This window comes from Streptomyces sp. SID5785 (assembly GCF_009870065.1).
GTDB lineage: Bacteria > Actinomycetota > Actinomycetes > Streptomycetales > Streptomycetaceae > Streptomyces.
On record NZ_WWIA01000211.1, the window covers coordinates 1 to 17,490 of the forward strand.

Annotated in this window: 14 protein-coding genes and 1 pseudogene; 11 read left to right on the forward strand and 4 right to left on the reverse strand. The window is 73.0% G+C overall.

All coding sequences use genetic code 11. The features are described 5' to 3' along the window. Nucleotides 1–705 precede the first annotated feature (705 nt). Nucleotides 706–1,305, reverse strand: a pseudogene (locus tag GTW43_RS06475) (phosphatase PAP2 family protein); the annotation flags it as partial. Between the two features lie 215 nt (nucleotides 1,306–1,520). On the opposite strand from GTW43_RS06475, the gene GTW43_RS06480 reads away from it, so the two are divergent. Further along, a complete protein-coding gene (locus tag GTW43_RS06480; RefSeq protein ID WP_161300662.1) occupies nucleotides 1,521–2,354 on the forward strand; it encodes a hypothetical protein in 834 nt (277 codons plus the stop codon). Between the two features lie 281 nt (nucleotides 2,355–2,635). Here GTW43_RS06480 and disA read toward each other — a convergent pair whose 3' ends face one another. Both disA and radA read right to left on the reverse strand, forming a co-directional pair. Next, entirely contained in the window at nucleotides 2,636–3,760 is a 1,125-nt protein-coding gene (gene disA / locus GTW43_RS06485) for a DNA integrity scanning diadenylate cyclase DisA (RefSeq protein ID WP_161300663.1), read from the reverse strand. A gap of 80 nt (nucleotides 3,761–3,840) precedes the next feature. Next, nucleotides 3,841–5,250, reverse strand: coding sequence for a DNA repair protein RadA (gene radA / locus GTW43_RS06490; RefSeq protein WP_161300664.1), 1,410 nt, complete (start codon nucleotides 5,248–5,250; stop codon nucleotides 3,841–3,843). 209 nt (nucleotides 5,251–5,459) lie between these two features. On the opposite strand from radA, the gene GTW43_RS06495 reads away from it, so the two are divergent. Beyond that, nucleotides 5,460–7,286: a hypothetical protein gene (locus GTW43_RS06495; RefSeq protein ID WP_161300665.1), complete on the forward strand. Its 1,827-nt coding sequence runs from the start codon at nucleotides 5,460–5,462 to the stop codon at nucleotides 7,284–7,286. A 71-nt stretch (nucleotides 7,287–7,357) separates the two neighbouring features. Here GTW43_RS06495 and GTW43_RS06500 read toward each other — a convergent pair whose 3' ends face one another. Further along, nucleotides 7,358–8,194: a hypothetical protein gene (locus GTW43_RS06500; protein WP_161300666.1), complete on the reverse strand. Its 837-nt coding sequence runs from the start codon at nucleotides 8,192–8,194 to the stop codon at nucleotides 7,358–7,360. 92 nt (nucleotides 8,195–8,286) lie between these two features. On the opposite strand from GTW43_RS06500, the gene GTW43_RS06505 reads away from it, so the two are divergent. The 9 genes from GTW43_RS06505 to proC all read left to right on the forward strand — a co-directional run bounded on the left by GTW43_RS06505 (nucleotide 8,287) and on the right by proC (nucleotide 16,998). Further along, entirely contained in the window at nucleotides 8,287–9,228 is a 942-nt protein-coding gene (locus GTW43_RS06505) for a Ppx/GppA phosphatase family protein (protein WP_161300667.1), read from the forward strand. Nucleotides 9,229–9,539: 311 nt separating this feature from the next. Next, entirely contained in the window at nucleotides 9,540–10,364 is an 825-nt protein-coding gene (locus tag GTW43_RS06510) for a sugar phosphate isomerase/epimerase (protein ID WP_161300668.1), read from the forward strand. After that, complete coding sequence (locus GTW43_RS06515) at nucleotides 10,361–10,966, forward strand: TetR family transcriptional regulator (RefSeq protein WP_161300669.1); 606 nt, start codon at nucleotides 10,361–10,363, stop codon at nucleotides 10,964–10,966. Before GTW43_RS06510 ends, GTW43_RS06515 begins: the two co-directional genes overlap by 4 nt. A 95-nt stretch (nucleotides 10,967–11,061) precedes the next feature. Continuing rightward, the gene (ilvD, locus tag GTW43_RS06520) at nucleotides 11,062–12,915 is read left to right on the forward strand and encodes a dihydroxy-acid dehydratase (protein ID WP_161300670.1); all 1,854 of its coding nucleotides are present in this window, start codon (nucleotides 11,062–11,064) and stop codon (nucleotides 12,913–12,915) included. Nucleotides 12,916–13,107: 192 nt separating this feature from the next. Further along, nucleotides 13,108–13,596 carry an EamA/RhaT family transporter gene (locus tag GTW43_RS06525; RefSeq protein WP_343245923.1) on the forward strand — a complete coding sequence of 163 codons (489 nt, stop codon included), beginning with the start codon at nucleotides 13,108–13,110 and terminating at the stop codon, nucleotides 13,594–13,596. Nucleotides 13,597–13,691: 95 nt separating this feature from the next. Next, nucleotides 13,692–14,495, forward strand: a complete 804-nt coding sequence (locus GTW43_RS06530) for a class I SAM-dependent methyltransferase (RefSeq protein WP_161300671.1) — start codon at nucleotides 13,692–13,694, stop codon at nucleotides 14,493–14,495. Between the two features lie 81 nt (nucleotides 14,496–14,576). Continuing rightward, nucleotides 14,577–15,371 (forward strand): ABC transporter ATP-binding protein, encoded by a 795-nt coding sequence (locus GTW43_RS06535; protein ID WP_161300672.1) that lies wholly within the window; start codon nucleotides 14,577–14,579, stop codon nucleotides 15,369–15,371. Beyond that, the gene (locus GTW43_RS06540; RefSeq protein ID WP_161300673.1) at nucleotides 15,368–16,105 is read left to right on the forward strand and encodes an ABC transporter permease; all 738 of its coding nucleotides are present in this window, start codon (nucleotides 15,368–15,370) and stop codon (nucleotides 16,103–16,105) included. The genes GTW43_RS06535 and GTW43_RS06540 overlap by 4 nt, the downstream gene beginning before the upstream one ends. 59 nt (nucleotides 16,106–16,164) lie before the next feature. After that, a complete protein-coding gene (gene proC, locus GTW43_RS06545) occupies nucleotides 16,165–16,998 on the forward strand; it encodes a pyrroline-5-carboxylate reductase (protein WP_161300674.1) in 834 nt (277 codons plus the stop codon). Nucleotides 16,999–17,490: the final 492 nt, after the last annotated feature.

A 17,490-nucleotide genomic window follows, 5' to 3' on the forward strand; every position in this document is an offset into this window, starting at 1 on the left:
GGGGTGCCGCCTTGCCCACCCGTGCCGCCCCTGGCGGCAGACTGCCCAAGGCGGTGGCGATCGGGCCGCGTGCCCGGAGCTCGGGTTCGCCGGGTCCGAGGCGGAGACGGTTGCGCCCGGTGCCGGGGCGAGCGCCCCTGGAGGGGCGGGATGGTGGGATCGGGGCGGCGTGACAGCGCGGGCCTGGGCGCACCGGAGCACCGGCGTATCAGGGACCCCGGGCCGGGCAACACATGCCCGGGCGGAAACCGATACGCCCGGCGCCGAGCCGACGGCGCCCCGGAGGGGGGCGGGACGGTGGGAGCAAGGTCGGGGCGACGGAGAGCCCCGGGCGTGGCCGCGCCCCGATCACCCCCTCCCGACGGAGTCCGGGGACAGACAGCCCGGGCCGGCCGGGTCGCCCCAACACGCACGTCAGCGCCGGTGCTGCTCCCGCCCCCAGTCCTGCCGCCCCGGGTAGGGCGGCTCCTGAGCCGGGGACGCGGCCTGCCCGGGGTAGGGCGGCTCCTGGCCCCCGGGTACGGCCTGCCCCGGGTACGGCTCCTGGCCTCCAGGCACGGCCTGTCCCGGGTACGGCTCCTGCGGCCATGCCTGCTGGGCGGCCGGCTCCTGAGCCCAGGGCGCCGGCTGGGCCGGGTAGGGCGACGGGGCCCGGGTCTGGGGCGTGGCCCCGTACGACGAGCGCGGCGGCGTAGAGGCGGCCTGCCCCGGCCCCGCGAACCAGCGCACGACCCCGTTCCGAGACCCCCGCATCGCGAGCGCGACCCGCGCCCCGGGCCGCCCGCCCATCCCCACCACGAGCAGCGCGACCACCGTGCCGAGCAGCAGACCGGCCGCCACGTCGTGCGGGTAGTGCACGCCGACGAAGACCCGGGAGAACGCCATCATGAGCGCCATCGGCACCGTCAGCAGCCCGATCCGCCGCCAGGCGAGCGCGAGCCCCACCGCGGCCCCGGCCGCGATCGTCGCGTGGTTGCTGGGGAACGACCAGTCCCCGTACGCCGGGCAGTCGATCAGCGACGGCAGTGCGCCGGAGACCGCCCGGCAGGGCCGCTCCTCGTCGATCCCCGACTTGATCAACTCGCTGGCCACGTACGCCACGGCCGTGCCGAGCGGCGCGAGCACGGCCACGGCGAGCGCGCGCGGGTCCCCGCGCCGGGCCCGCCACCACGCCGCGACGAAGAGCACGGCGAACAGCAGCAGCCCCAGTTCCGTCCACACCTCCATCAGGTCCTGGAACCAGGACGGGGTGTCGTGGGCGAACGACGTGATGTCGCGATAAAGGTCGGAGTCGATGGTTCCCATCTGACGGACAGTACGCAACGCGCGGGGGTGCTGACATCCGGCGGGCTTCTGTCGGGCGGCTGTCGGGCGTAAGCCGGGCGTAAGCCGGGCGCCCGTTCCACCCTGCCGGGAGACAGGCCTCCGCCGGCGCTGTCATGATGATGATCCGGAAAACCACGGGTCCAGGCGGCGGGTAGGGGCCGGACAACGGCCCGATCTCTCGTAAGGTTTGAGCCGTGGGATCTCTGCGCAATCCGATCGGGCCGCTTCCCTCCTCCATCTACTGGCGCCGGAGGGTCGTTCTGCTGTCCGTCGTGGCGCTCCTCGCCCTGCTGGCGCTGTGGATCGTCACCCTGGGCGGCGGCACGGGGAACAAGGGCGCCGGCGGCACCGACGGCAAGCATCCGACCGAATCCATCACCCCTGGCCCTTCGGGCTCGGGCCCCGCGATCAGCCAACACCCGGGCGGGCGTGACGAGTCGGGCGGTTCCGGCTCGGGAGGCTCCGGTGCGGGCGGCTCCGGCGGCGCGGACGGCGGGGCCGACTCCGGTGGCTCCGGCGGGAGTTCGGACGGGGCCTCGGGCGGCGGTGACGGCGCAGGCTCAGGGGGCGGCTCCGGCGACAGCGGCGCCACCTCGGGCGACCGGGTGCCGGCCGGGTCCAGCCTGCCGGACTGCACGACGGGCGGCGTGACCCTGTCCGTGCGCAGCATCCACAACTCCTACGGCCCCGACGACAAGCCCCGCCTCGTCCTGACCGTCGAGAACACCGCCGACAAGGACTGCAAGGTCGATCTCGGCCCGCGCACAGCGGTTCTGACGATCACGAAGGCGGACGGCGACAAGAAGTTCTGGTCCTCCGAGGACTGCCCGGCCGACGGCGGCGGGCTGCTGCTCCGCGTCCCCGCCGGCGGCAAGGTCACCCACACGCTCACCTGGGACCGCCGGCCGAGCGCCCCGCAGTGCGCGACGCCCTCCGCGGGCGCGGCGACGCCGGGCACCTACCTCGTCGAGGTCAAGGGCGCACAACTGAGCGGCGCGAAGGCCTCGTTCGTCCTCAAGGCCGACTGAGCCCCTCCCCGACGGGCCGATCCGGACCCGTACGGCGGGTGGGGGCGAGACCTGCACGACGAGAGGGGCGGGACCGCAAAGGTCCCGCCCCTCTCGTCTCTTCGTCTGCGTCCGCCCGCCCAGCCACGGAGCTGCGTACCTCGCTGGGCCACGGAGCTGCATACCTCGCCGCATTGCTGCACGCCTCGACGCCAAGCCGTCCGCCCCGCCGCGTGCGAGCTGCCTGCCCTGCCGCGGGAGCTGCCCGCCCCGCCGCAGAGCCGCACACCCCCGCCGCGGAGCTACACGTACCGCTCCAGGATCGACGACTCCGCGAGCCGCGACAGCCCCTCGCGGACGCTGCGCGCGCGGGCCTCGCCCACGCCGTCCACCGTCTGCAGGTCGTCCACGCTCGCCGCGAGCAGCTTCTGCAGTCCGCCGAAGTGCTCCACGAGCCGGTCGATGATCGCCCCGGGCAGCCGCGGCACCTTCGCCAGGAGCCGGAAGCCGCGCGGCGACACCGCCGAGTCCAGGGCCTCGGGCGAGCCCGTGTACCCCAGGGCGCGGGCCACGATCGGCAGTTCGAGCAGCTCGTTCTGGTGGAGGGCGTCCAGCTCCGCGAGCGCCTCGTCCACTGTGCGGGACCGCTTGGCCGTCGGCGCCGGCACGTAGTCCCTGATGACCAGTTCGCGCTCGGGCTCGACGCCCGCGATCAGCTCGTCCAGCTGGAGCGACAGGAGGCGCCCGTCGGTGCCCAACTCCACGACGTACTCGGCGATCTCCGTGGCGATCCGCCGCACCATCTCGAGGCGCTGGGCCACCGCCGTGACGTCCCGCACCGTGACCAGGTCCTCGATCTCCAGCGCGGACAGCGTGCCTGCGACCTCGTCGAGGCGCAGCTTGTACCGCTCCAGCGTCGCGAGCGCCTGGTTGGCCCGGGACAGGATCGCCGCCGAGTCCTCCAGGACGCGCCGCTGCCCGTCCACGTACAGGGCGATCAGCCGCATCGACTGGGACACCGACACGACGGGGAAGCCGACCTGCTTGCTGACCCGGTCCGCCGTGCGGTGCCGGGTGCCGGTCTCCTCGGTGGGGATCGTCGGGTCGGGGACCAGCTGGACGCCGGCCCGGAGGATCTTGTCGAGGTTCGACGAGACCACGATGCCGCCGTCGAGCTTGCACAGCTCGCGCAGGCGCGTCGCCGTGAACTCCACGTCGAGGACGAATCCGCCGGTACACATCGATTCCACCGTCTTGTCGGAACCGAGGACGATGAGACCGCCCGTATTGCCGCGGAGGATGCGCTCCAGGCCGTCACGCAGGCCGGTGCCGGGCGCGACCGCGCTCAGCGCAGCGCGCATCAGGCCGTCCGCACCGGAACTCCCGCCGGACTTGCCGGGACCTGTCGCCCGGTCGATGGCTGCCACTGCACTCCTCCGGATCGCAGACTCTGGGGTGCCCTGGGGTTCGTTCGCGTTCGTACGCACGGGCGAGACCAGGGCAAAGTCTACCGGCGCTCCTCCGTCTCCCGTGGGGCCTCTCGCCGACGGCTCCTCGGCAGCACCTGCAGTGCCTCTCCCATGTCGGCGACCTCCAGCACCTTCATGCCGGGCGGGATCTTGCCCGGATCGGCCGGTACCAGCGCGTGCGTGAAGCCCAGCCGGGCCGCCTCCGCGAGCCGGCGCTGCACCCCCGTGACCCGTCTGACCTCGCCCGCGAGGCCCACCTCGCCGATCGCCACGAGATTCTTCGGCAGCGGGGTGTCGCTCGCCGCGGACGCCAGCGCGAGCGCGATCGCGAGGTCGGCCGCGGGCTCCGACAGCTTCACGCCGCCGACCGTCGCCGAGTAGATGTCCCGCTTGCCCAGCGCGCTGATCCGGCCGCGCTGCTCCAGCACCGCCAGCATCATCGAGACACGCGACGTCTCCAGACCGGAGGTCGTGCGGCGCGGCGACGGGATCTGCGAGTCCACCGTCAGCGCCTGCACCTCGGCCACCAGCGGGCGGCGGCCCTCCAGGGTGACGGTCAGACAGGTGCCCGGCACCGGCTCCGCGCGCCGTGTCAGGAACAGACCGCTGGGGTCGGCCAGGCCCGTGATCCCCTCGTCGTGCAGCTCGAAGCAGCCGACCTCGTCCGTCGTCCCGTACCTGTTCTTCACCCCGCGGACCAGGCGCAGGCGCGCGTGCCGGTCGCCCTCGAAGTGCAGCACCACGTCCACCAGGTGCTCCAGCAGGCGCGGGCCCGCGATTGCGCCGTCCTTCGTGACGTGGCCGACCAGGAGCGTCGACATGCCGCGCTCCTTCGACGCCCGGATCAGCGCGCCCGCCACCTCGCGGACCTGCGCCATGCCGCCCGGCGCGCCGTCGATCTCCGGGGACGCCACCGTCTGCACCGAGTCCAGGATCAGCAGCGAGGGCTTCACCGCGTCCAAGTGGCCGAGGACCGCGGCCAGATCCGTCTCGGCCGCGAGATACAGGTGGTCGTCGATCGCCTTGATGCGGTCCGCGCGCAGCCGCACCTGGGACGCGGACTCCTCGCCCGTCACGTACAGCGTCCGGTGCTCCTCGGACGCCGACTTCGCCGCGACGTCGAGCAGCAGCGTGGACTTGCCGACGCCGGGCTCGCCCGCCAGCAGCACCACCGCGCCCGGGACGAGGCCGCCGCCCAGGACCCGGTCCAGCTCGGGCACGCCCGTCCCGCGCGCCGTGGCCTGCCGGCCGTCGACCTGGCCGATGGGCACCGCGGACGTCGTGACGCGGCCCGGGGCGGTCGTGCGCACCGCGGGCGCGCCGTACTCCTCGATCGTCCCCCACGCCTGGCACTCGGCGCAGCGGCCCAGCCACTTGGCCGTCTGCCAGCCGCACTCCGTGCAGCGGTACGACGGTCGGTCCTTGGCGGATTTGGTACGGGCAGCCATGCACCGAACCGTAGCGGGCGCCACTGACAGCACCCCGCGGGGCGCCACTGACAGCGCCCCGCGCGGAAGGCGCCGCCGTCGCCGCCCGTACGTGCGCTGGCCACGGAATACGGGCTTCCTGTCCTCTTTTGAGGGATCGTTTCACCCGTAAGGATTAAATGTGCTCAAGGGGGCGGAAGGGACCCGCACCGGCCCCTACGGTCGCACAGGTGATGAGCAGCAGGCCGGAACCCTCCACGCACACCACCGGCGCACACCGGGCGCACCGCGCCGGGGCGAGGCGCCCCGCGCCGCGCGCTGTTCCCCAGCGCCCGCCCGCGCGCTACGAGCCGTGTCTCGACGGCCTCTTCACGTACTGCCTCTCCATCCTCTGCGACCACGACGAGGCCATCGCCGCGCTCGGCGACGCCCTCGCGCTCGCGGAGCGGCGCGGCGGTCGTGCACCCGACGCCGCCGCCGACCGCCGGGCCTGGCTGTACGCGCTGGCCCGCTGGTCCTGCCTGCGCCGCATGGCCGAGGCGAAGCGGCGCAGGCAGGCCGGTCACGCCGCCGGTCAATCCGGTCACGCCGGTCGCGCCGCTCCTCAGCCCGCCGATCGAGCCGCCGCTCACGCCGCCGGGAGCGCGGGCAAGGCCCCCGGCGGCGGCAAGCCCACCGGCACCGGACCGGGCGCCGCGTCCGCCCCGGCGCCCGTGCCCACGCAGGAGGACGCCCTGCGCCGCCGGCAGCTCGCCCAGCTGGCCTGGCCCGAGGCCGCGGGCACGACCCCCGAGCAGCGCGAGGCCCTCGAGCTCGCCGTCCGGCACCAGCTCTCGCCGCGCGAGGTCGCCGCCGCCCTCGGCACCGACCCCGGCGTCACCCGCGAGCTGCTCTCCTCCGCCGCCTGCGAGGTCGAGCGCACCCGCGCCGCGCTCGCCGTCGTCGAGACCGGCACCTGCCCCAGCGTCGCCCGCCTCACGGGGGACCATCAGCTGCTGCTCTCCGCCGCCCTGCGCCGCGAGCTCGTCCGGCACGTCGACGACTGCCCGCGCTGCCGGCGCACCGCCGAGCGCGCTGCCCCCGGCGCCTGGCCGGGCACCTCCGTCACCCCGGCCGCGCTCCCGCTCGTCGAGGCCCCGCGCGCCGCCCTGCACCAGGCCATGCACGCCCCGCACCCGGGCGGCGCCCCGCGCTTCGACCGGCGCGGCTTCCCGATGGACCCCAAGGACCGTGCGGCCCGCCGTGACCGGCTGCGCGCCCGCGCCGTCACCACCACCGTCGTCGCCACCGTCGTGGCCGCGCCCGTGCTCGCCCTGTGGGCGGCCTACCGCGGCCCCACGACCGGCGAGGGCAGCGATGGCCGCTCCATCAGCGCCAGCGAGGCCGACTCCGGCGAGCTGGACGGCGACCGCGCGGGTGGCTCCTACGAGAACGCGGGCAATGCCCGCACTACCCCCGACCCGCGCTTCAGCGACGACGGGAACCCGTCCGACGTCTCCGTCGAGGTCATCTCACCGCCCTCGCGCGGCGGGGCCTCCGGGCCCGGGCGGCTCACCGTCGAGGCCGAGCCCAGCGGCGGCGTGACCGTCATCCGGCTGACCGCGTCCGGGAGTTCACCCGTCCACTGGACCGCCTCCACCGGCGCCTCCTGGCTGTACCTCAGCCGGTCCTCCGGCACCCTGCGGCCCGGCGAGACCGCCACCGTCCGGGTCTACGTCGACCACCGCAGGGAGCCCGCCGGGCACTGGAGCGCGCGTGTCGCCGTCGACCCGTCGGGGGCCGTCATCTCCCTGGAGGGGTACGGCAGTTCCCACTCGGGGTCGCCCGGGCCCGGCCCGACCGGGGCGCCTGGGCCGGGCCCCGGGCCCTCCGACCCGGACCCCACGCCCAGCGACCCGTCCTCGCCGTCCGACCCGGACCCGACGCCGAGCGATCCCACCACCCCGCCGCCGACCTCTCCGGACCCGACGCCGACGGACACGTCACCGGACCCCACCGACCCGGGCAGCCCGGGTCCGTCGGATCCGACCGGGGACCCGACGCCGTCGACCTCCTGAGCCTGCCGGCCGGTCGTCCGGCCGTGGCCCCGGTGGCCGGGGCCGGTCGGCCCCGGCCGGTTCCGGTCGCGTCAGGCCGGGTCCGCCGGGTGCGGGGCCAGCAGCGGCAGGCCCTTCGGCGCAGCCGCCAGGCGCTCCTCGCACAGCTCGACCAGCTTGTCGTAGCCGGCCTTGCCCATCAGCTCGGTCAGCTCCGGCCCGTACGACACGTACACCGGATCGCCCGCGCCGTGCGCCGACGTGGCCGACGTGCACCACCAGTGCAGGTCGTGGCCGCCCGGGCCCCAGCCCCTGCGGTCGTACTCGCCGATCGAGACCTGGAGCACGCGCGTCTCGTCCGGGCGGTCGATCCACTCGTAGGTCCGGCGGATCGGCAGCTGCCAGCAGACGTCCGGCTTCGTCTCGAGCGGCTCGCGGCCCTCCTTGATCGCCAGGATGTGCAGCGAGCAGCCCGCGCCGCCCTTGAAGCCCGGGCGGTTCTGGAAGATGCACGACCCGTTGTACGGGCGGGTCTGGCGCTCGCCGTCCTCGTCCTTCGCCACCCAGCCGGTCCGGGTGCCCACGTCGTGGTGCTGCCAGATGTCCGGCGTGAGCCGCGCCACGTGCTCCGCGACGCGCTTCTCGTCGTCCTCGTCCGAGAAGTGCGCGCCCAGCGTGCAGCAGCCGTCGTCGGCGCGGCCGGCCTGGATGCCCTGGCAGCCGCTGCCGAAGATGCAGGTCCAACGAGAGGTCAGCCATGTCAGATCGCAGCGGAAGATCTGCTCGTCGTCCGCGGGGTCCGGGAACTCCACCCATGCCCGCGGGAAGTCGATGGGCTTCTCGTCCTGCCCCTGCGGCGCGTCCGGCTTCCGCGGTGCCGGCTTCTTTTTGTCGCCCTTGTCGGCCTTGGCCTTTTTCGTCTTTGGCACAGCTCCAGGGTAAGCGCGCGGGAAGCCCCGCCGGGCACCCCGCTCCGGCCTCGGGGGACCGAGGTGCTCCGCGGCGCAGTAGCGTTCCGTACATGAGACTCGGTGTCCTCGACGTGGGTTCGAATACGGTGCATCTGCTCGTGGTGGACGCCCACCCGGGCGCCCGCCCGCTGCCCGCGCACTCGCACAAGGCCGACCTGCGGCTCGCTCAACTCCTCGACGAGCGCGGGGCGATCGGCCCCGAGGGCGTCGAGCGGCTCGTCGGCACGGTGCGCGGTGCGCTCGAGGCCGCCGAGGACAAGGGCGTCGAGGACCTGCTGCCGTTCGCCACGTCGGCGGTGCGCGAGGCGACCAATGCGGACGAGGTGCTCGCCCGCGTCAAGGAGGAGACCGGGGTCGAGCTGCGCGTGCTCAGCGGGGCCGAGGAGGCCCGGCTGACCTTTCTCGCCGTACGGCGGTGGTTCGGCTGGTCCGCCGGGAAGCTGCTCGTCCTCGACATCGGGGGCGGCTCGCTGGAGATCGCCTTCGGGATCGACGAGGAGCCGGACGCGGCCGTGTCGCTGCCGCTCGGCGCCGGGCGGCTCACCGCCGGCTGGCTGCCCGGGGACCCGGCGGACCCGGCCGACGTGAAGGCGCTGCGGCGGCATGTGCGGGCGCAGATCGCGCGGACGGTCGGGGAGTTCAGCCGGTTCGGGGCGCCGGACCATGTGGTGGCCACCTCGAAGACGTTCAAGCAGCTGGCCCGGCTCGCCGGAGCCGCGCGCTCCGGCGAGGGGCAGTACGTCCAGCGGGAGTTGAAGCGGAAGTCGCTGGAGGACTGGGTGCCGCAGCTCGCCGCGATGACGGCGGCGGAGCGTGCGGAGCTGCCGGGGGTCTCCGAGGGGCGGGCCGGGCAGCTGCTGGCCGGGGCGCTCGTGGCCGAGGGCGCCATGGATCTGTTCGGCGTCGAGACGCTGGAGGTCTGCCCCTGGGCGCTGCGCGAAGGGGTCATCCTGCGGCGGCTCGATCATCTGCCCGGAGGGGAAGGCGCCTGAAGGGAGGGTGGCCGTCCGGGGTGCCTTCAGCGGCTTTCCGTCTTGTTCCGACAGGTGTCGGGGTGCGGCCGGGGCCGCCCGGGGCATGTGCGTGCTCGCCATCTTGCGAGCACCGCCGGCTGGGAACGGTACGGGGAGTGAAGGGCTCGGGTGCTGCGCGCGCACATGCCCCGTGCGGACCCTCCCGTCTCGTACCTGGCTGATCCGCGGGTCGGGTGATTTGTTCTCGTTCTGCTCCTCTTGTGCCTTGTGTCGTGTGAGGTTCTGCGGGAGCGGGGCCTTCGGGGGAGCGGGGATCGTAGTCTGTCTCCGTGGCAGAACCAGTGGTGCGCATCCCGGATGCGAAGGTCGCGCTGTCCACGGCTTCCGTGTATCCGGAGTCGACGGCTACCGCCTTCGAGATCGCGGCGCGCCTGGGATACGACGGCGTCGAGGTCATGGTGTGGACCGACCCCGTCAGCCAGGACATCGATGCGCTGCGGCGCCTGTCGGACTTTCACCGCATGCCGATCCTCGCTGTTCACGCGCCGTGTCTCCTCATCACCCAGCGGGTGTGGTCGACCGATCCGTGGACCAAGCTGCAGCGGGCCAGGTCCGCCGCGGAGCGGCTGGGGGCCTCGACCGTGGTCGTGCATCCGCCGTTCCGCTGGCAGCGGCAGTACGCACGGGACTTCGTGCGGGGCGTGTGGCGCATGGCCGAGGAGACCGATGTGCGGTTCGCCGTCGAGAACATGTACCCCTGGCGCTACCGCGACCGCGAGATGCTGGCCTACGCCCCGGACTGGGACGTCACCAAGGACGACTACCGGCACTTCACCGTCGACCTGAGTCACACGGCCACGGCGCGCACCGACGCGCTGGCCATGGTCGACCGGATGGGCGACCGGCTGGGGCACGTGCACCTCGCCGACGGGAACGGGTCGGCCAAGGACGAGCACCTGGTGCCCGGGCGCGGGAGCCAGCCCTGTGCGGCACTGCTCGAGCGGCTCGCGCTGAGCGGGTTCGACGGGCACGTCGTCATCGAGGTCAACACGCGGCGGGCCATGTCCAGCGCCGAACGCGAGGCCGATCTCGCCGAGGCACTCGCCTTCACCCGGCTGCATCTCGCGTCCGCGGTGCGGGTGCCCCGTTCATGACCGCGCGGCGCCGGGGGCGTCCCGCGGGCAGTGAGGCGAGCGGGGCGCGGGAGCGGATCCTGGGCGCGGCCCGCGACGAGTTCGCCGCGCGGGGCTACGAGAAGACCTCGGTGCGCGGCATCGCCAAGGTCGCCGGGGTCGACCCCGCCCTGGTGCACCACTACTTCGGTACCAAGGAGCAGGTCTTCGGGGCCGCGGTCGAGATGGACTTCGCGCCGGCCCTCGGCGCCTCGGCCATGATCGAGGACGGCGCGCTCGACGGGGTCGGCGAGCGCCTGACCCGATTCTTCTTCGGCATCTGGGAGAACCCGGCGACCCGGGCCCCCGTGCTGGCCATCGTGCGCTCCGCGGTGAACAACGAGGCGGCGGCCGGTGTCTTCCGGCGGCTGATCGTCGCCCAGCTGCTCGGGCGCATCGCGGGGCGGCTCGACGTGCCGGAGGGGGAGGCGGAGCTGCGGGTGTCGCTGGCCGCCGCACAGCTCGTGGGGATCGCGATGCTCCGCTACGTGGTCGGGACCGAGCCGCTTGCCTCCGCCGACGCGGAGGACGTGATCACCCGGGTCGCGCCCGTGGTGCAGGGGCATCTCGACGGCACGCATTGAGACGTATGTTTCGGTATGCGGACAGGGTGTCCAGATCTTGGAGGGGCGGCGTAGGCTCGGAGGCAGTCATTTCCGCCTGAAGGAGTCGAGCGACGATGCCCGAGCTGAGGTCCCGCACAGTCACCCACGGCCGCAACATGGCGGGCGCACGCGCCCTTATGCGCGCCTCCGGTGTACCCGGTGCGGACATCGGCCGGAAGCCGATCATCGCCGTCGCGAACTCGTTCACCGAGTTCGTCCCGGGTCACACGCACCTCGCGCCGGTCGGCCGCATCGTGAGCGACGCCATCACGGCCGCGGGCGGCATCGCCCGCGAGTTCAACACCATCGCCGTGGACGACGGCATCGCCATGGGCCACGGCGGCATGCTCTACAGCCTGCCGTCGCGCGACCTGATCGCCGACTCCGTCGAGTACATGGTCGAGGCGCACTGCGCCGACGCGCTGGTGTGCATCTCGAACTGCGACAAGATCACCCCCGGCATGCTGATGGCCGCCCTGCGGCTCAACATCCCGACGGTCTTCGTCTCCGGCGGCCCGATGGAGTCCGGCCGGGCCACCCTCGTCGACGGCACGGTCCGCACGCTCGACCTCGTCGACGCGATGTCCGAGGCCGTGAACGACAAGATCTCCGACGAGGACATCCTCCGCATCGAGGAGAACGCCTGCCCGACCTGCGGCTCCTGTTCCGGCATGTTCACCGCCAACTCGATGAACTGCCTGACCGAGGCCATCGGCCTCTCCCTGCCGGGCAACGGGTCGGTCCTCGCCACGCACACCGCCCGCAAGGCGCTGTACGAGCGGGCGGGCGCCACGGTCGTCGAGCTGGCCGGCCGCTACTACGGCGAGGACGACGACACCGTCCTCCCGCGCAACATCGCCACCCACGCGGCCTTCGAGAACGCGATGGCGCTCGACATCGCCATGGGCGGCTCCACGAACACGATCCTGCACCTGCTGGCCGCCGCGCAGGAGGCCGAGGTCGACTACAACCTCGACCACATCAACGCCGTCTCGCGCCGCGTCCCCTGCCTGTCGAAGGTCGCGCCGAACGTGGCGGGCTCGAAGACGTACTACATGGAGGACGTGCACCGCGCCGGCGGCATCCCCGCCCTGCTCGGCGAGCTGTACCGGGGCGGTCTGCTCAACGAGGACGTGCACACCGTCCACTCGCCGTCCGTCAAGCAGTGGCTCGGCGACTGGGACATCCGCAGCGGTTCGGCGAGCGCGGAGGCCCGCGAGCTGTGGCATGCCGCCCCGGGCTGCCGGCGCTCCGCCGAGGCGTTCTCGCAGTCCGAGCGCTGGGACACCCTCGACACGGACGCGGCGGGCGGCTGCATCCGCGACGTCGCCCACGCCTACTCCGAGGACGGCGGCCTCGCGGTTCTCAAGGGAAACCTGGCGGAGGACGGCTGCGTCGTGAAGACGGCCGGCGTCGACGAGTCCATCTGGACCTTCGAGGGCCCCGCCGTCGTCTGCGAGTCGCAGGACGAGGCCGTCCAGAAGATCCTCACGCAGCAGGTCACGGAGGGCGACGTCGTCGTCATCCGCTACGAGGGCCCCAAGGGCGGCCCGGGTATGCAGGAGATGCTCTACCCGACCTCGTACCTGAAGGGCCGCGGGCTCGGCAAGGTGTGCGCGCTCGTCACGGACGGCCGGTTCTCCGGTGGCACGTCGGGCCTGTCCATCGGCCACGCCTCGCCCGAGGCCGCCGCCGGTGGCACGATCGCGCTCGTCCAGGACGGCGACCGGATCCGCATCGACATCCCGAACCGTTCCATCGAGCTCCTCGTCTCCGACGACGAGCTCGCCACGCGCCGCGCGGCCCTCGGCGGCGTGTACGCCCCGAAGAACCGCGAGCGCAAGGTCTCGGCCGCACTGCGCGCCTACGCGGCCATGGCGACCAGCGCCGACAAGGGCGCCGTCCGCGACGTCTCCAAGCTCGGCTGACCCGCTGACCCGCTGACCCGCTGACCCGCCGATCGATCGACCGGCTGATCCGCTGACCGATCGACCGGCCGTGGGTTCTGGCTTCGTTCCGGTGAGGGGCGGCGGCCGTGGAGTCGGCCTTCCTCCCCTTCCGGATCCCGTCCCCGGACCGGCCTGCGCGGCGCGCGGACCCGTCCGGGGATAATCGGAACCGTGAGCGACGCACCCGACCCCACGCCCCCCGGCCCCCGACCCGAGGAGATCCGCTTCTTCGGGACGTCCTGGGTCGACCACAGCGGCCCGTACCTGCTGCGCCGTGCCGCAGTCGGCATCGGCGCCCTCGTCCTCGCCGCGGCAGGCTGTTTCGTCCTGCGCTTCGCGTACGAGGGCCTGGCCGTCGCCGACGTCGGCTCGTTCGTCAACGTCCTGGTCGTCGCCATGTTCGCGATCTGCTCCGCACTCGCCTTCACCCGGACCTGGAGCGGCTTCTCCGAGCGCCCCGACCCGGAGAAGCAGGCCTCCCTGCGCGGCTTCCTCGCCATCGGCTTCGTGGGCGTCCTGCTCGCGTACGCCCTGCGCTGCCTCATGGAGGCCCCCGGCGAGAAGCTGCACCGCCAGGAGTACGAGAAGGCGGTCGAGCAGTACGAGCGCCGCTCCGGCCGCCGCACCCGCAACCCGGCGAAGAAGAAGCGCAGGAACTGATCCGACCGGCCCGACGTGACCGCTGGTTCACGGCAGGCCCCCTGCTGACTCCCGCCTGAGCCCCCGGCAGGGCCCCTCGCCGTCAGGATGGCGGCATGACCGACTCCGGACGTCACCCCGCCGCACCCGCCGACGAGCCCGACGGGCTCGCCTCCTCCGCCGACTTCGCGCGCTCCTTCGACACCGTCGCCTCCCAGTACGCGACCGCCCGGCCCGGATATCCGCCCGCGCTCTTCGACGCCGTCGAGGAGATCGGCGGGCGCGCCCTCGGCGGCCTGCGCACCGTGGACGTCGGTGCCGGTACCGGTATCGCGACCCGGCTGCTGCGGGAGCGCGGAGCCGATGTCCTCGCCGTCGAACCCGGCCCCGGCATGGCCGCCGAACTCCGCCGTGCCCTGCCCGGCGTCCCCCTCGTCCGCGGCATCGGCGACGCCCTGCCCCTCGCCGACGGGAGCGCCGACCTCGTCACGTACGCCCAGTCCTGGCACTGGACCGATCCCGCGCGCTCGGTCCCCGAGGCGCTGCGCGTCCTGCGGTCCGGCGGGGCCCTCGCCCTGTGGTGGAACGTGCCCGACCCCGACGTCGAGTGGACCGCGGCCCAGGAGGACCGCCTCCGGGAACGCCTCCCCGGATACCACCGGCACGGCATCAGCGCGGAGGCCCCGCAGATCCTCGCCGGCCTCGGGCTCCGCCCCGTGCACCGACGCCTGCACTGGACCCGGCGCATCCCCGTCGACCTGCATCTGACCCATCTGGCCAGCCGCTCCTACTTCGCCGTGCTCGGCCCGGAACGTTCGGCGCCGGTCCTCGCGGACGAGCGGGAACTCCTGCTGCGCACCTTCCCCGACGGGATCGTCGACGACGCCTACGCCCTGGACCTGACGATCGTCCGTGCGTGACGGGCAGTGATGCGTAGTGACGGGTGGCGCGGCGAGGACGGTTGACGGGGCGGAGGGGGCAGGAGGAGTATTCATCATGTGATGAATAAAAGTCGTCCCCCCGGCTCCCCGGACGCCGTCACCCCCGCGGTGCACGCCGCGGACCTCACCGTCGTCCGCGGCACCCGCCCCGTCCTGCGCGGCATCGGATTCACCGTCCCGCGCGGCCGCATCACCGGGCTCCTCGGCCCCTCCGGCTGCGGAAAGTCCACCCTGCTGCGCGCCCTCGTCGGCACCCAGGCCAGGGTCACCGGCACCCTCACCGTCCTCGGCCGGCCCGCGGGCCACCCGGACCTGCGCTCCCGCGTCGGTTACGTGACCCAGGCCCCCTCTGTCTATCTCGACCTCACCGTCAGGCAGAACCTCGACTACTTCGCCGCCGTCCTGCTGCCCGGACGGAACCGGACCGACGAGCGCAGACGCGAGGTCGAGCGCGTCATCGGCGACGTCGACCTCGCCGACCACGCCGACGCCCTCACCGGCAACCTCTCCGGTGGACAGCTCAGCAGGGTCTCCCTCGCCGTCGCCCTCCTCGGCACTCCCGAACTCCTCGTCCTCGACGAACCCACCGTCGGCCTCGACCCCGTCCTCCGCCGCGACCTGTGGAACCTCTTCCACCGGCTCACCGAGCGCGGCACCACTCTGCTCGTCTCCTCGCACGTCATGGACGAGGCCGAACGCTGCCACCGCCTCCTCCTCATGCGCGACGGCACCCTGCTCGCCGAGGACACCCCCGACGCCCTGCGCACCCGCACCGACACCGACACCGTCGAAGCGGCCTTCCTCCAGCTCGTCGACGCGGCGAACGCCGCCACCGCCCCCGGGACGCAGCCATGAACATCCACCGCACCCTCGCCACCGCGACCCGCGTCCTGCGCCAGCTCCGCCACGACCCGCGCACCATCGCCCTGATGCTCCTGGTCCCGTGCCTGATGCTGGTTCTCCTGCGCTACGTCTTCGACGCGAATCCCGAGACCTTCGACTCCATCGGCGCCTCGCTGCTCGGCATCTTCCCGCTGATCACGATGTTCCTGGTGACGTCCATCGCCACCTTGCGCGAGCGCACCACCGGCACCCTCGAACGGCTCCTCGCCATGCCCCTCGGCAAGGGCGACCTCATCGCCGGATACGCCCTGGCCTTCGGCGCGATCGCCGTCGTCCAGTCCGCCCTCGCGACCGGCCTCGCCCTGTGGGCCCTCGACCTGGACGTCACGGGCTCCGCCTGGCTGCTGCTTCTCGTCGCGCTGCTCGACGCCCTGCTCGGCACCGCGCTCGGCCTGTTCGTCTCGGCGTTCGCCGCCTCGGAGTTCCAGGCCGTCCAGTTCATGCCGGCCGTGATCTTCCCGCAGCTCCTGCTGTGCGGCCTGTTCACCCCGCGCGACCGGATGCAGCCCGTCCTGGAGGCGATCTCGAACGTCCTGCCGATGTCGTACGCCGTCGACGGCATGAACGAGGTGCTCCGCCACACCGACCTCACCGCCGCCTACCTGCGCGACGTCCTGATCGTCGCGGGCTGCGCACTCCTCGTCCTGGGACTCGGCGCCGCCACCCTGCGCCGCCGCACCGCCTGACCGCGTCCGCCCACCGGACACGGCGGGGCCCGCGCGGCGCCCGGTGCGAGGATGCCCCCATGAGTCAGACGAGCCAGCACCCGCGCCACAAGGTCGCCGTCCTCGGCACGGGCAAGATCGGTGAAGCCCTGCTCAGCGGAATGATCCGCGGCGGCTGGCCGCCGGCCGACCTGATGGTCACCGCCCGCCGCCCCGAACGCGCCCAGGAGCTCCAGGACCGCTACGGCGTCACCCCGGTCACCAACCAGGAAGCCGCCAAGCAGGCCGACACCCTGATCCTCACGGTCAAGCCGCAGGACATGGGCACGCTCCTGGCCGAGCTCGCGCCGCACGTCCCGGCCGACCGCCTGATCATCAGCGGCGCCGCCGGCATCCCGACCACCTTCTTCGAGGAGCGCCTCCCCGAGGGCACCCCAGTGGTCCGCGTCATGACGAACACCCCCGCCCTCGTCGACGAGGCCATGTCCGTCATCTCCGCCGGTACCCACGCCACAGCCGAGCACCTCGCCCACGCCGAGAGCCTGTTCGGTTCCGTCGGCAAGACGCTGCGCGTCCCCGAGTCCCAGCAGGACGCGTGCACCGCCCTCTCCGGCTCCGGCCCCGCGTACTTCTTCTACCTGGTCGAGGCCATGACGGACGCCGGCATCCTGCTCGGCCTCCCGCGCGACAAGGCCCACGACCTGATCGTCCAGTCCGCCATCGGCGCGGCCACGATGCTCCGTGACAGCGGGGAGCACCCGGTCAAGCTCCGCGAGAACGTGACCTCCCCGGCCGGTACGACCATCAACGCCATCCGCGAGCTGGAGAACCACGGGGTACGGGCCGCGCTCATCGCCGCCCTGGAAGCGGCTCGCGACCGCAGCCGCGAGCTGGCCTCCGGCAACAACAGCTGAGGTCAGAGGCGCGGACGGCAACCACCGCTGACAGCCCGGGGCGTGAAGTTGACACGCCCCGGGCTGATCCGTAGTGTTCTCCGAGTTGTCCGACGTGAGCACCGACCCCGGTCGGTCCCCGGACGGCCATTCCGCAGGAACTCTTCGAACGCTCGACGATGCTTTGTCGTGCCGTTTGCGCGTGCTTTTGCGAAATGAGGAATCCACGTTCGAAAGGACGGACCCCGATTAGGTCGGGGCGCAGGAATCCGCTAAAGTCTCACCAGTCGGAACGGCCCAACAGCCGCGAAGACAAACCCGGTTGACAGGGAATCAGGCCCGAAAGGATCTGATAGAGTCAACACCGCAGGAAAGCCGAAAGGCCGGAAAGCGAAAAGGTTAGACCAGTAAGACCCCGAGGAAATCGGCCGGTGAAACGGTCTGATAGAGTCGGAAACGCAAGACCGAAGGGAAGCGCCCGGAGGAAAGCCCGAGAGGGTGAGTACGAAGGAA

Excerpts from the sequence above, each read along its gene's own strand:
- GTW43_RS06515 (WP_161300669.1), top strand. The coding sequence starts at position 10,361 with ATGACCGCGCGGCGCCGGGGGCGTCCCGCGGGCAGTGAGGCGAGCGGG.
- ilvD (WP_161300670.1), top strand. The coding sequence starts at position 11,062 with ATGCCCGAGCTGAGGTCCCGCACAGTCACCCACGGCCGCAACATGGCG.
- GTW43_RS06535 (WP_161300672.1), top strand. The coding sequence starts at position 14,577 with ATGAATAAAAGTCGTCCCCCCGGCTCCCCGGACGCCGTCACCCCCGCG.
- GTW43_RS06530 (WP_161300671.1), top strand. The coding sequence starts at position 13,692 with ATGACCGACTCCGGACGTCACCCCGCCGCACCCGCCGACGAGCCCGAC.
- radA (WP_161300664.1), bottom strand. The coding sequence starts at position 5,250 with ATGGCTGCCCGTACCAAATCCGCCAAGGACCGACCGTCGTACCGCTGC.
- GTW43_RS06505 (WP_161300667.1), top strand. The coding sequence starts at position 8,287 with ATGAGACTCGGTGTCCTCGACGTGGGTTCGAATACGGTGCATCTGCTC.
- GTW43_RS06540 (WP_161300673.1), top strand. The coding sequence starts at position 15,368 with ATGAACATCCACCGCACCCTCGCCACCGCGACCCGCGTCCTGCGCCAG.
- proC (WP_161300674.1), top strand. The coding sequence starts at position 16,165 with ATGAGTCAGACGAGCCAGCACCCGCGCCACAAGGTCGCCGTCCTCGGC.